This is a genomic window from Acinetobacter sp. YH12200 (genome assembly GCF_013418175.1).
Taxonomy (GTDB): Bacteria; Pseudomonadota; Gammaproteobacteria; order Pseudomonadales; family Moraxellaceae; genus Acinetobacter; species Acinetobacter pseudolwoffii.
On sequence record NZ_VPCO01000010.1, the window covers coordinates 1 to 12,224 of the forward strand.

A 12,224-nucleotide genomic window follows, 5' to 3' on the forward strand; every position below is an offset into this window, starting at 1 on the left:
TGTACATAGTGCACTAGGTTATGTATCACCTTTTGATTTTGAAGCAATGTACTATGATAAGATTAACCCGTTAGGTCAGGTGGCCTAACTTAAATAAAAAACTCTCCGACAAACCCGGTACGGTTCAATAGATGAGTTTTATGAGCCATTCTTGAGGATTTTTTATCTAGAAGAATTTTACCTCAGGAAAAAAGTTTATATTTATGAATGGACTGTGATGCACTTCAAAAAATATCAGGAAATAAGATGAAAAGTAGATGAAATGCATTTTACAACTGAGAAAATTATGCTAATAAATAAGAGATGATTTTTTAGTCAGAAATCATGATGTTTCAGGAAGGAATATCTTAAGAAGCGTATTAAAAAAATGATTAAACAGGAGTTTCAAGATGCTTCAGCTATTAAGAAAATTATTTTGCTTGCATATCTATGAGTACGAGCAAATGCAGGAAATCGGGGAACACAGGGAGTGTCGTAAGTGTGGGATCAATAAGGACTGATGTTTTACAAAAAAAAGTGAGCGAGGGCTCACTTTTTTTATGCTTATACTTGGCTAATTTCCGTTAAAATTAGAGTGAAATTCCAAGCTGATGATCGGGCATATGAGCAAAAATTTTCATGCAGATACCTATATCGTAGACAGCAATCTGGCAGATACGCTGCATTGGCTTAGTCTGCATCAAGACAGTTATGAGTCTTTTAGCTATGATGCAATCACTCAGGAGTTGGTGGTGCATCATGCCAATGGAATGGATCAAATCAGAGTTGGAGATTATCTGAATGCCCGCTATGGCATACTGATTACTGCACATAACTTTTCAGCGACTTAATTCACTCCTATGACTTAATTCACTCCTATATTGCTTAGCCTGCCATCGCATCGGTCGCCAATGCACGTACACTTGGTTTAGGCTGCTCTGCAACCAGACCTAATTTCTCAAATAGCTGCTGGTCACGACCTTGGGCAGTATTTGGGGTGGTCAAAAGTTTTTCACCCGAGAAAATGGAATTGGCACCGGCCATAAATGCCAGAGCCTGATCTGAATCGGTTAACGATTCACGGCCCGCAGAGAGGCGGATGTAGCTTTTTGGCATCAAGAGGCGCGCCACTGCAATGGTACGAATCCATTCAATGACATCCAGTTTTTCTACATCTGCCATTGGTGTGCCTTCAATTGGAACCAGCATATTGATCGGGACAGATTCAGGGTGAATGACCAGCGTGGCAAGTTCATATAATAAACCAATCCGGTCATTACGGCTTTCGCCCAGTCCGACAATACCGCCACTACATACTTTTAAACCGGCTTGACGCACATAATCCAAAGTATCGAGACGGTCATCAAAGCTTCGGGTGCTGATAATATGTGAATAATATTCACGAGAAGTATCCAGATTGTGGTTGTAGTAATCCAGACCGGCATCTTTCAAACGTTCTGCTTGGGATGCATTCAACATGCCCAGTGTCATACAGGTTTCCAGACCGAGTGCTTTAACTTCCTGCACCATTTCCAGAACATAAGGCATATCGCGCTCATGCGGGTTACGCCATGCAGCGCCCATACAGAAACGAGAGCTTCCAGAAGCCAGTGCCTGTTTAGCCTCCTGAATGACTTTATCGACCGCGATACGTTTTTCAGCTTCTAGCTTGGAATCATAATGCGCAGATTGTGAACAGTATTTGCAGTCTTCAGGGCATTTGCCTGTTTTGATCGAGAGGAGGGTGCTGACCTGAACTGTATTGGCAGTGAAGTGCTCACGATGAACCTGTTGCGCCTGAAACAATAAATCCATTAAAGGCTGCTGATACAGTGCCTGTATTTCTTCACGTGACCAATCATTGCGTACTGCATTACTCGTGTTCATATATCTGTCCTTGTTTGTGCTTATTTATCATTCACCTCATCTTAATAAAAATGTGTGTCTGCCTCACTAGCAAAATATGACCTTCTATAACAAACAAAGCCCACACGGGGTGGACTTTGTCATTATATTTAATCCTGAAATTTTTTATTTACGATGACCCCCATGAATATTCTGATTTTGCAGATCGTCACGATGCTGCTTGTTCAGCACTCGTTCATCCTGCTCATGCTGATTGTTCTTAGGAGAATCGATTGGCCCATGTTGGGGCTGCTGCTGTTGTTGCTTCTGCTGTTTAAGCTGATCTAGCTGTTCGTGCTGTTGCTGCTTTTTATCTTGCTCTTGCATCTTCAATCCCTCTCGTCATTTTTTCATCTCTTTCTTTATGACATAAAGTGATCAAATATTGTGTAAGCCTTATAAGAGATCGAGTGAGCCGAAGTAATAAATTGAAAATTTATGCTGTTTTGGTCAACTGTTCCTGAATCGCCCAATCAATATGCACCTGCACAATCTCGTCATGTAACGCCCGTTGATGTTGTAAAGCGTGAACAATCTTTTCATCAAAAGGTGCATTGCCCAGACCAATGGCGATATTGCGCATGAAGCTTTGATAACCTGTACGGCGCATTGGACTGCCTTCGGTCGCACTTAAGAAGGTGGTTTCATCCCATTGCCATAAATCTAGCAAGCTGACCTGATCCAGACCATGTCGTGGATGAAAATCTTCTACGGAAGTCGTTCGAGCGAAGCTATTCCAGGGGCAAATTAACTGGCAATCATCACAACCAAAAACCCGGTTACCAATTCCGCGGCGCAAATCTTCTGGAATAATACCTTTATATTCAATGGTTAAGTAGGCTATGCATCGCCGTGCATCCAGCATATAGGGCTCGACAATGGCCTGAGTTGGACAGATGTCGATACAGGCCGTACAGGAACCACAATGTTTACTGGCAGGCGCATCAAAAGGGAGGTCCAGAGAAGTAAATAGCTCTCCAAGCACAAAGAAAGAACCAGACTTTTTATGAATCAGCAGGGTATGTTTACCTGTCCAGCCCATGCCAGCACTTTCAGCCAGTGATTTTTCAAAAATGGGTGCAGAATCGGCAAAAGGGCGTGATTCAAAATCGCCAACTTTTTCCCGGATTTTTGTCGCCAAGGTTTTGAGCCGACCGCGCATGATCTTGTGGTAATCCCGACCACGGGCATAACGCGCAATAATCGCGGAATTGGGTGCATACGGAACGTAACGTGGCTTTGGAGTCTCGACCAGATAATCCATACGCACGCAGATAATGCTGCGCGTGCCGGGGACAAGTAAGGCAGGATTGGCACGTTTTTCCAGATTTTCTTCCAGAAATTTCATGTCGCCATGATAGCCACGATCCAGATATTCCTGTAAGCGCGCTAATTCTGCTTGAGCATCTGGTTTGGCAATGACACAATCAGAAAACCCCAATTCTAGCGCCTGCGCTTTAATCCAGGCTTTTAGCTCGGCTGGATCTTGTTGATAGACTTGAATTTGTGCGTAAGAATCGGGAATTGTCATAAACCAAAGACAGGGAATAAAAAATGCAGCAACAAGTTTACCATAGCCCTGTTTATCATAGCCAAAGTATTCAAGCATGGGAGCAGCGTTGGTTTCAGCAGCAAAATAGTTCCTATGGTTTGATGCAGCAGGTGGCTTGGTCAGTCACACAGCGTCTGAGTGTGCTATTTAAAGAAAAAAATATACAGAAAATAGCGGTGTGTTGTGGTCAGGGCAATAATGCTGGCGATGGTTATCTGATTGCAAAATATTTAAAACAGGCCGGTTTCGATGTAGATATTTATGCGGCTGAAAAAGGTCAATCAGTGGACTTGGCCAAAGCTTGGCAAGAAGCGCTGGATGCTGGATTGAAAGTAGGGCCGCATTTTCAGTTTAAGCATGAATATGACGCTTATATCGATGCCTTATTTGGCATTGGTTTAAATCGTGAGCTGGATGCGAACTGGCAATCCATCATCCAATTGATCAATGACCAGAAAGGTCTCAAAATCGCGGTTGATATACCGAGTGGACTGCATGCCAATACCGGTCAGCCTTTGCCTATTGCGGTTAAAGCGGATTTTACGTATACGGTTTTGGGCTTAAAGGCAGGACTGTTTACCGGACAAGCTAAGGAATATGCCGCTAAGGTTGAACTGATTTCTGCCATTCCAGTTGATGCCGAACTGCAACCAGTTGCCAAACTTTCCTCACAGCAGATTAAATTACCGAAACGTGAAGCCTTTGGTCATAAAGGCAGTTATGGTCATGTGCTGGTGGTGGGGGGGCATGCTGAAATGGGCGGAGCAGTGATTATGGCAGCAGAAGCGGCATTTGCTGCCGGAGCAGGTAAGGTCACCATTGTCTGTGATGCGAAACACCATACCGCCATTTTGTCTCGTGCGCCGAATATTATGCTGCGTGATATTAATGCTCTCAACATAGAGCAGCGCACAGCCTTAATTCAGCAGGTCGATGCAGTCTGTTTTGGTATGGGCATGGGACGTGATCAATGGGCAAAAGAGCAATATCAGGCATGGTTTGATTTAATTCGAAATTCAGACTTAGACATTGTTTTAGATGCAGATGCATTGTGGTTTTTAGCCAAACAGCCGCAACAATTAAATTCTAAAACTTACAGTACACCGCATCCGGGTGAAGCGGCAACTTTACTTGATTGTAAAACCTTGGACATTGAAACAGATCGGATTCAAGCGATTCATGCCTTAAGGCAGAAGTATGGTGGGCAATGGGTGCTGAAAGGTTCAGGCAGTCTGATTCTGGAACAACAGCTGTATATTTGCACTGCCGGGAATGCGGGTATGGGAACAGGCGGCATGGGGGATGTGCTGGCCGGGATGATTGCCAGTCTAAAGGCACAATTTGCTCAATCCATTCATTTGCATGAAATTGTGACGCTGCATGCACTGGCAGGGGATGAACTGGCCAAAAACGGCGAACGTGGTTTGCAGGCGCAGGACATGAAACATGCAATTTATCAGGTGGTTAATCGTGAAGGCGGCTAATCTGTCTGCAATCAAGCTGAAAATTTCAGGCCAAGTGCGAGGTGTGGGTTAGCGCTACTGGTTTGCTGAGCAGGCTGTGGCACTCGATTTAAAAGGCTAGGTGAAAAATTTAAGTAGTGGCGAAGTGGAGGCTGTTATTGTTGGCGCAGATTCACCGCTTCAGGAAATCATTGCACAAAGTTGACAAGGGCCTGCTTGTGCAATCGGACAAGCAATTATTCCAGAGCCTCTGCAATCCGATTTAGGTATTCAAGGCTTTAAAATACGGCGCTAAACATTAACGACGACGGCTGCTGACCCGACTGCGGCCACGTGCCATGCCGCCCAAAGCATTGAGTACCGCCATTTTACTCATACTACCTGAGGCATGTGCATGACAAATGGCAGCCGCCAGTGCATCGGCGGCATCCTGTTGCGGTTTGATGCTGAGTTTTAAAATATTCATCACCATCATCTGTACCTGCTCTTTATCGGCAGCGCCATAACCCACTACAGACTGCTTGATCTGGCGCGCCGTATATTCAGCAACTTTTAAATCCAGATTGACCAGCGCGGCAACAGCAGCACCACGGGCCTGACCCAGTTTCAAGGCAGAGTCCGGGTTTTGTGCCATAAAGACCTGTTCTACCGCGGCTTCTGTTGGTCCATAAAATTTTACAATCCGCTCTACACCGGCAAAAATTCGTTTTAAACGTTCAGGCATTTCCGTGGTTTCGGTGCGGATCGTACCGGCATCGACAAAAGTCAGTTTGGAGCCGTCTTTTTCGATAATTCCGTAACCGGTTAAACGAGAACCGGGGTCAATCCCAATAATTAATGACATGCCTGCACTTTAAAAATAGAATAATGCCCATATTGTTACATAAGCGTATCAAAAAAGCTTGATCCTGATGAAGCAGTTGATTACATCATCCTATTATTTATTTTACTGAGATTAGATTAATTTTCATGAAATTATTTCTTATTATCCTTGCAGGCTTAATCCTAGAAGTATTTGTCTGGATTGGCGTGGGTGACCTCGTCGGGAGCATGTGGTACGTATTTTTCTGGTTTGTGGCTGCATTTTTTATTGGTATGAACCTGATCCGTAAATATTCGGCCGGTGTGATGCCACAGATGCAGCAAATGCAAATGGGGCAGATGAATGCAGATCCTGCATTAACAGGAAATTTACCTAAAATTTTAGCAGGCTTCTTCCTGCTTCTTCCTGGCTTAATTAGCGATGTACTGGCGGTATTAATGCTGATTCCAGCCGTGCAGCAGGTATTTAAAGCTGCCATGATGAAGGCGATGATGAAACGTCAGCAGGCCATGATGGAAAAAATGATGGGTGGCATGATGGGCGATATGGGGGGTGCGCAAGGCCAGAACCCCTTTGCCGAGATGATGCGTCAAATGCAGGATATGCAAAACCAGCAAGCAGGTCGTGGTGATTCAACCATCATTGATGGTGAAGCGCGTGAAGTGAAGCCTGAAGCGAAAAAAATTGAAATGAAAGATATCAATCCAAAATAAGATATCCATCTGCAAAGTTCAAAAGGTTATATTTAAGCCGAATCTGATGATTCGGTTTTTTATTGGAATATTCTCATTAGTTTGAACAAACGTTATAATCATTTTTTATAATTTAACGCTATTTTAATGTCTCTGCTTTTTACCATCTGCCTTCTGCATTTTGTTGCTCAACTAAGTCCTGGCCCTGATATTCTACTGATCGCCAAAAGTGCTGCATCTACCACACGCCAAAATGCCCTGAAAATTATTGCAGGTATTTCGGCCGGTATTGTCGTGTGGGTGGTACTGACACTGGCCGGATTTACCGTTTTAATCGAGCAGTTTCCATGGGTCCAGCAGGTCTTGATGCTGCTCGGTGGAATATTCCTGGCAAAAATGGGCTGGGCAATGCTCAAGGGTGGTGTGCACAGTTTTAAGAATAAACATCAGCCCGAAGATGATTCCAATGAACTGGCACAACCCGAAAATTACTTTATGTTGGGTCTATGGACCAACCTCTCTAATCCTAAAACGCTGATCTATTTTAGCAGCGTATTTTCACTGGCACTGAGTTCATCAGCCTCGGAATATCTGAAAGCACAACTCGCGGTGATTATTCCCTTGCAGACTTTTATCACTTTCGCTTTACTCATGTTGCTGATTTCACAGCCGAAAATTAAAGCTCTGTATCAGCGTTCAGGGAGTTATATTGATATCGTTTCAGGCGGGCTATTTTTACTCTTTGCGTTATGGTTATGGTATGACGCGCTTATTTTGATGAATTAACTGGATGATCATCCAAAGTGGATTCGGTGGGTTTAAGTGAAGAAGACACTAAATTTTCTTGTGTTTTAATCGCTGTTTGATAGCGGTTGGGTCTTAAGCTGGTTTCGGTATTTTCAGAACCCTGATAGCTAAGGCTACGGTTGGCACGCTCGCGTAATCCACCTTTTTTAATTAACTGAACCATTGCATATCTCCCATTCCAAGAATTGCTATTGTAAATCAAATCTGGCAGCTATGAAGCTGTTTTTCTGCATAGCGATATTGGTATTAAAGCACCATAAAAAAAGACCTGTTTTTCGGAACAGGTCTCTCAATCAGAGCTAAATAAAATTAACGAAGGCCTTTATTTTCTTCTTGTAAAACATCGAGTATAGAGTGTTGTACGGGAACTTCTTGTTGTTGTGATTGCACATAGACGTGCACCACTTTAAATACGATCGCTGTAGCAAGACAGGCCACCAGACACAAAATCCAGAAGCCAAAAGGACTGCGAATATGATGCGAACCGCAATCTGGACATGATTTTTCTGTAGATTCCACTACTTTTTCGCAGCAGGCACATTGATATTGGTAGTGCATTGTTCTTCTCCCAGGATGTTATCCTTTTTTATTCTTCGATCATGAAAGATGATTTATCACCCTATCATAGGAGAGCTTTCACAGGCTTGCAATACGAGATTATCGACAGTTACAGACCATCTATACAGAATCAAAATTAATGACATGCTTATGGCAAGATTAGCAAGAAGATGAATGGACGCAGTGCTTATAAAATATACTGAATCTAAACCGGTAGTTATTGAAAAATAAAGCCCGCTTCAAGCGGGCTTTATTAGGGTTTTGTTAAGGATTACTGACCTGAACGGATGATATAATCAAATGCAGACAGTGATGCTTTCGCACCTTCACCGGTCGCAATGATGATCTGCTTGTACGGCACGGTGGTACAGTCACCGGCAGCAAATACACCTTTCACATTGGTTTCGTTACGCTCATTAATCAGGATCTCGCCACGATTTGACAATTCAACCGCTGTTGCTTTTAAGAAATCGGTATTCGGCAACAAACCAATCTGTACGAAGATACCAGCCAATTCAACAGTGTGCTCTTCATCTGTTACACGGTCTTTGTATTTCAGTGCAGTCACTTGTGAACCGTCACCCACCACTTCAGTCGACAAAGCATTTTTAATCACCGTGGTGTTTGGCAAGCTTGTTAATTTGTCTTGCAATACCTGATCCGCACGCAGTTTGCTATCAAACTCAACCAAAGTCACATGCTCTACAATCCCTGCAAGGTCAATCGCAGCTTCTACACCAGAGTTACCCCCACCGATTACCGCAACACGTTTGCCTTTGAACAATGGACCATCACAGTGTGGGCAGTAGGCCACACCACGGGTTTTGTATTCCTGCTCACCCGGAACGTTCATTTCTCTCCAGCGTGCACCTGTAGACAGGATGACGGTTTTCGATTCCAGTTTGGCACCATTTTCTAAAGTGACTTCAACCAAGCCATTTGCAGTCTCAGAAGCACCTTTGATGTTGGATACACGTTGCAGGTTCATGATGTCGACACCGTATTCACGTACATGTGCTTCCATTTCAGCAGCAAACTTGGGTCCTTGGGTTTTTTGAATCGATGTATAGTTTTCGATGTCCATGGTGTCCATGACCTGACCGCCCATGCGCTCAGCTACGATACCGGTTTTAATGCCTTTACGTGCAGCATAGATGGCAGAGGTATTCCCGGCAGGGCCACCACCAATCACCAGCACATCAAAGGCGTCTTTAGCATTGAGCTTTTCAGCCTCTTTTGCTGCAGAGTTGGTGTCCAGTTTTGCCACGATTTCTTCCAAAGTCATACGACCTTGACCGATATGCTGGTTGTCCTGGAACACCATCGGCACCGCCATGATTTTGCGTTCTTCCACTTCATCCTGAAAGAATGCCCCATCAATCATAGTAGCTGTTGTGCCCGGGTTGTAAATTGCAATCAGGTTTAAGGCTTGAACCACATCCGGACAGTTATGGCAGCTGAGTGATACAAATACATCAAAATCAGATTTGATTCCTAAGCCTTTAATCGACTCTAAAACTTCAGCAGATACTTTCGGTGCATAACCAGAGCTTTGCAGTAAAGCCAGAATCAGTGAGGTGAATTCATGCCCCATTGGCAGACCTGCGAAGTAGACCCGTGGTTCTTCACCTGCTTTGGCAATACCAAAGCTTGGTGCACGTTGGTTTGTACCGTCAAAGCGTGCAGTGACTAAATCAGATAATGCAGCCACTTCCTCAACCAGTTCTTTGATTTTTGCAGATTTGTCGGAATCATTTAAAGTCGCCACCAGTTCAATCGGGCTTTCCAGACGTTCGAGTAGTGTTTTTAATTGAGCTGAAGTATTTTGGTCTAACATGGCTAACGTCTCCAAAGGAATAAATATTTATTTGATAAAGCGATATTAGTGCATAAATCAAAATAGGTAAAACAGTTTGTTTTTATAGTATCGATCGGAATTACTGATTTATTGAAAAATGCATCATTAATTTCAGATTTTTATATGGCGTTAGAATAAGAATTTTCAAGTAATTTAACTTGATATTTGCTTAATTCAGTTAGTATTAGGCATCTATAACAGGAGGGCTGAATCATGGAATTACAGCGCGGAATTTATCAGCATTATAAAGGGCAGCTTTATCAGGTATTACATGTCGCCACGCACAGTGAAACTGAAGAAAAGCTGGTGGTTTATCAATGTCTCTATGGGGATTATTCGATTTGGGTGCGCCCTTTAACAATGTTCACTGAAACCATTACCACCAACGATGATCGTGAAGTGGAACGCTTTAAATTAATTCAGGCGCTTTAAGCTAAAAGGCTCAGGGAGAGGCTATGCTAAATCCAGATGAATTTGAAAAATTCATGCATGAATTATATGAAAAATTTCATATGCATGATCTCAAGCAGACAGATCGACTGCAACGATATCGCAATATAGAACCAGAATCAGGTCGATTTTTATCCACGTTGATTCGTGCCCAGCAAGCCAAAGATATTTTGGAAATTGGTACATCCACAGGCTATTCGACTTTATGGCTAGCTGAAGCTGCTCAGCATACCCAAGCAGTGATAACCACACTGGAAATAGATAAAGCACGTGTCACTCAAGCGAAACACTATGCAAATACATTGGGTTTTGAACATCTTATTGATTTTCAAGTGATGGATGCGCAGCAATATCTAGAAGCTTCACAGCAACAGTTTGATTTTATTTTAATGGATGCTGAGCGCGATGCCTATCTAGGCTATTGGAAGCATTTGGCTCGATTACTCAAGCCAAAATGTGGGATGCTTGTGGTGGATAATGTCATTTCACATGCAGCAGAAGTGGAAGAGTTTATTCATCTGATTCAGCAAGATCAGCGTTTTATCATCAGCACTGTACCGATCGGTGCGGGTCTGCTGATGGTCGGATATCGTGAATCGCATGAGTTTTAATCCATACAGACTTTATTGAAATGTAAATTATATTCAAGATATTTATGTACGAAAGCAGCTTTATCGTCACGTCTGAGCAGGTTGTCATAAATAAATTCGGGTACAGGATGATAGAGTTCCGTATGGCCATTACTATAAACGATTTTCAGGTGGCGGCTTGAGGGATTATATTTCCATGAAATCACTGTAAGCAGTTTTTGCATATGCGTTCCTCCACTGAATATTTATTTTCTTATCATTTGAACTTATGCCATGCCGTGCTGTAGATGTATAGCTATATTGTAAGAATGGGCAGAGGATTGTAAGAAAATAGCTGCAGCGAGAAATTAAAACTTATTCAGCGCAGTTTGATAGATCGCAAAGAAATAGACGATTCAAGCAATTTCGGGATAAATACACACACTCAATCTGCGTGTAAACATTACTTCTAAAATAAATCAAATCAAAAGTTATAAAAAAACCACGCTAAAGAGCGTGGTTTTTTTGAGTCAGTTTAATCTAATTAAAATTAGATTTTACCCACTAGGTCGATTGAAGGAGCAAGAGTTGCATCGCCTTCTTTCCATTTAGCTGGGCAAACTTCGCCTGGGTGAGCATGTACATACTGAGCTGCTTTAACTTTACGAAGAAGTTCTTGAGCATCACGACCGATACCGCCGGCGTTGATTTCAACGATTTGGATTTTACCTTCTGGATCGATGACGAAAGTACCACGATCAGCAAGGCCGTCAGCTTCGATTAATACGTCAAAGTTTTTAGCAAGCGTCCAGTTTGCATCACCAACCATTACATACTGGATTTTTTTGATTTCTTCTGAAGAATCGTGCCAAGCTTTGTGTGTGAAATGTGTGTCAGTAGAAACTGAGTAGATTTCAACGCCTAATTTTTGGAATTCAGCGTAGTTGTCAGCAAGGTCACCCAGTTCAGTTGGGCAAACGAAAGTGAAGTCAGCTGGGTAGAAGAATACTACAGACCATTTGCCTTTAAGGTCAGCTTCAGTTACTTCAATAAATTGGCCATTTTGGAATGCAGTTGCTTTAAATGGTTTAACTTCAGTATTAATTAAGCTCATCATTGTCTCCATGATTGAGGTTTGTTTTGAATTTCAATTAGCTTATAGAAATTTACTTTATTGGTGAAATGGTATTTTTACATTACAAAAATCGGAAAAACCGAATCATGTAAAAATTCTCCATTTTCACAAAATAGCTTTGTTCATTGAGCAGCATCAAGATGATGGCTTCATGACAAAATTATCTCTTTTTCCTCGTGCTAACAAACATGATGCTGAAACTGAAAAATTCAAGGGCAAATCAGGAAAAAAATCCTGTTTTCCTCAAAATACTCTCGATATCAATTTAAAAATTAGGTTTATGCTTAAACTTAATCATGTGGACAGGTGAGAGTAGCGGGGTAATTTGCTCGATTTACTACGCCGAATTAAGGGAAATGAGACGAGTAAAGCCAATTTGTCCGGCACTTAACAGAACTACGACTATCTGAAAGCTAATGAACCAAGTAAAATA

15 protein-coding genes are annotated in these 12,224 nt (G+C 42.5%); 6 read left to right on the plus strand and 9 right to left on the minus strand.

Annotation, left to right across the window (positions count from 1 at the left end):
- Positions 1-602 precede the first annotated feature (602 nt).
- Positions 603-830: a hypothetical protein gene (locus FTU90_RS08180; protein ID WP_074383544.1), complete on the plus strand. Its 228-nt coding sequence runs from the start codon at positions 603-605 to the stop codon at positions 828-830.
- A gap of 34 nt (positions 831-864) precedes the next feature.
- Here the strand turns inward: FTU90_RS08180 and bioB are convergent, their stop codons facing one another.
- From bioB to queG, 3 genes are all read right to left on the minus strand, one after another.
- Positions 865-1,866, minus strand: a complete 1,002-nt coding sequence (gene bioB, locus FTU90_RS08185) for a biotin synthase BioB (protein ID WP_180072291.1) — start codon at positions 1,864-1,866, stop codon at positions 865-867.
- A 144-nt stretch (positions 1,867-2,010) separates the two neighbouring features.
- The gene (locus tag FTU90_RS08190; protein ID WP_180072294.1) at positions 2,011-2,211 is read right to left on the minus strand and encodes a hypothetical protein; all 201 of its coding nucleotides are present in this window, start codon (positions 2,209-2,211) and stop codon (positions 2,011-2,013) included.
- Between the two features lie 109 nt (positions 2,212-2,320).
- Positions 2,321-3,415, minus strand: coding sequence for a tRNA epoxyqueuosine(34) reductase QueG (gene queG, locus FTU90_RS08195; protein ID WP_180072344.1), 1,095 nt, complete (start codon positions 3,413-3,415; stop codon positions 2,321-2,323).
- Positions 3,416-3,438: 23 nt separating this feature from the next.
- On the opposite strand from queG, the gene FTU90_RS08200 reads away from it, so the two are divergent.
- The gene (locus FTU90_RS08200) at positions 3,439-4,920 is read left to right on the plus strand and encodes an NAD(P)H-hydrate dehydratase (RefSeq protein WP_180072296.1); all 1,482 of its coding nucleotides are present in this window, start codon (positions 3,439-3,441) and stop codon (positions 4,918-4,920) included.
- A 277-nt stretch (positions 4,921-5,197) separates the two neighbouring features.
- Here FTU90_RS08200 and ruvC read toward each other — a convergent pair whose 3' ends face one another.
- Positions 5,198-5,743, minus strand: a complete 546-nt coding sequence (ruvC, locus tag FTU90_RS08205; RefSeq protein ID WP_004278925.1) for a crossover junction endodeoxyribonuclease RuvC — start codon at positions 5,741-5,743, stop codon at positions 5,198-5,200.
- Positions 5,744-5,868: 125 nt separating this feature from the next.
- On the opposite strand from ruvC, the gene FTU90_RS08210 reads away from it, so the two are divergent.
- Both FTU90_RS08210 and FTU90_RS08215 read left to right on the plus strand, forming a co-directional pair.
- Entirely contained in the window at positions 5,869-6,435 is a 567-nt protein-coding gene (locus FTU90_RS08210; RefSeq protein WP_005170309.1) for an FxsA family protein, read from the plus strand.
- A 126-nt stretch (positions 6,436-6,561) separates the two neighbouring features.
- Positions 6,562-7,200, plus strand: a complete 639-nt coding sequence (locus FTU90_RS08215; RefSeq protein ID WP_180072298.1) for a LysE family transporter — start codon at positions 6,562-6,564, stop codon at positions 7,198-7,200.
- Here the strand turns inward: FTU90_RS08215 and FTU90_RS08220 are convergent.
- The 3 genes from FTU90_RS08220 to ahpF all read right to left on the minus strand — a co-directional run bounded on the left by FTU90_RS08220 (position 7,184) and on the right by ahpF (position 9,616).
- Positions 7,184-7,384 carry a hypothetical protein gene (locus FTU90_RS08220; RefSeq protein ID WP_005170312.1) on the minus strand — a complete coding sequence of 67 codons (201 nt, stop codon included), beginning with the start codon at positions 7,382-7,384 and terminating at the stop codon, positions 7,184-7,186. The genes FTU90_RS08215 and FTU90_RS08220 overlap by 17 nt on opposite strands.
- Positions 7,385-7,530: 146 nt before the next feature.
- Positions 7,531-7,779 (minus strand): hypothetical protein, encoded by a 249-nt coding sequence (locus FTU90_RS08225; RefSeq protein ID WP_005097376.1) that lies wholly within the window; start codon positions 7,777-7,779, stop codon positions 7,531-7,533.
- Positions 7,780-8,050: 271 nt separating this feature from the next.
- Complete coding sequence (ahpF, locus tag FTU90_RS08230; protein WP_100357747.1) at positions 8,051-9,616, minus strand: alkyl hydroperoxide reductase subunit F; 1,566 nt, start codon at positions 9,614-9,616, stop codon at positions 8,051-8,053.
- Between the two features lie 234 nt (positions 9,617-9,850).
- Between ahpF and FTU90_RS08235 the strand changes: the two genes are divergently transcribed.
- Together FTU90_RS08235 and FTU90_RS08240 are read left to right on the plus strand one after the other, a co-directional pair.
- Positions 9,851-10,069: a DUF1653 domain-containing protein gene (locus tag FTU90_RS08235; RefSeq protein WP_005097373.1), complete on the plus strand. Its 219-nt coding sequence runs from the start codon at positions 9,851-9,853 to the stop codon at positions 10,067-10,069.
- A gap of 23 nt (positions 10,070-10,092) precedes the next feature.
- Positions 10,093-10,698: an O-methyltransferase gene (locus FTU90_RS08240; protein WP_180072300.1), complete on the plus strand. Its 606-nt coding sequence runs from the start codon at positions 10,093-10,095 to the stop codon at positions 10,696-10,698.
- On the opposite strand, the gene FTU90_RS08245 is transcribed toward FTU90_RS08240, so the two are convergent.
- A complete protein-coding gene (locus tag FTU90_RS08245; RefSeq protein WP_159516031.1) occupies positions 10,695-10,901 on the minus strand; it encodes a KTSC domain-containing protein in 207 nt (68 codons plus the stop codon). The genes FTU90_RS08240 and FTU90_RS08245 overlap by 4 nt on opposite strands.
- A 305-nt stretch (positions 10,902-11,206) precedes the next feature.
- Positions 11,207-11,770: an alkyl hydroperoxide reductase subunit C gene (gene ahpC, locus FTU90_RS08250; protein WP_005097370.1), complete on the minus strand. Its 564-nt coding sequence runs from the start codon at positions 11,768-11,770 to the stop codon at positions 11,207-11,209.
- Between the last annotated feature and the right edge of the window lie 454 nt (positions 11,771-12,224).

What these genes read in the sequence shown, in the direction of transcription:
- FTU90_RS08180 (WP_074383544.1), top strand. Translation starts at nt 603, where the DNA reads ATGAGCAAAAATTTTCATGCAGATACCTATATCGTAGACAGCAATCTG.
- bioB (WP_180072291.1), bottom strand. Translation starts at nt 1,866, where the DNA reads ATGAACACGAGTAATGCAGTACGCAATGATTGGTCACGTGAAGAAATA.
- FTU90_RS08190 (WP_180072294.1), bottom strand. Translation starts at nt 2,211, where the DNA reads ATGCAAGAGCAAGATAAAAAGCAGCAACAGCACGAACAGCTAGATCAG.
- queG (WP_180072344.1), bottom strand. Translation starts at nt 3,415, where the DNA reads ATGACAATTCCCGATTCTTACGCACAAATTCAAGTCTATCAACAAGAT.
- FTU90_RS08200 (WP_180072296.1), top strand. Translation starts at nt 3,439, where the DNA reads ATGCAGCAACAAGTTTACCATAGCCCTGTTTATCATAGCCAAAGTATT.
- ruvC (WP_004278925.1), bottom strand. Translation starts at nt 5,743, where the DNA reads ATGTCATTAATTATTGGGATTGACCCCGGTTCTCGTTTAACCGGTTAC.
- FTU90_RS08210 (WP_005170309.1), top strand. Translation starts at nt 5,869, where the DNA reads ATGAAATTATTTCTTATTATCCTTGCAGGCTTAATCCTAGAAGTATTT.
- FTU90_RS08215 (WP_180072298.1), top strand. Translation starts at nt 6,562, where the DNA reads ATGTCTCTGCTTTTTACCATCTGCCTTCTGCATTTTGTTGCTCAACTA.
- FTU90_RS08220 (WP_005170312.1), bottom strand. Translation starts at nt 7,384, where the DNA reads ATGGTTCAGTTAATTAAAAAAGGTGGATTACGCGAGCGTGCCAACCGT.
- FTU90_RS08225 (WP_005097376.1), bottom strand. Translation starts at nt 7,779, where the DNA reads ATGCACTACCAATATCAATGTGCCTGCTGCGAAAAAGTAGTGGAATCT.
- ahpF (WP_100357747.1), bottom strand. Translation starts at nt 9,616, where the DNA reads ATGTTAGACCAAAATACTTCAGCTCAATTAAAAACACTACTCGAACGT.
- FTU90_RS08235 (WP_005097373.1), top strand. Translation starts at nt 9,851, where the DNA reads ATGGAATTACAGCGCGGAATTTATCAGCATTATAAAGGGCAGCTTTAT.
- FTU90_RS08240 (WP_180072300.1), top strand. Translation starts at nt 10,093, where the DNA reads ATGCTAAATCCAGATGAATTTGAAAAATTCATGCATGAATTATATGAA.
- FTU90_RS08245 (WP_159516031.1), bottom strand. Translation starts at nt 10,901, where the DNA reads ATGCAAAAACTGCTTACAGTGATTTCATGGAAATATAATCCCTCAAGC.
- ahpC (WP_005097370.1), bottom strand. Translation starts at nt 11,770, where the DNA reads ATGAGCTTAATTAATACTGAAGTTAAACCATTTAAAGCAACTGCATTC.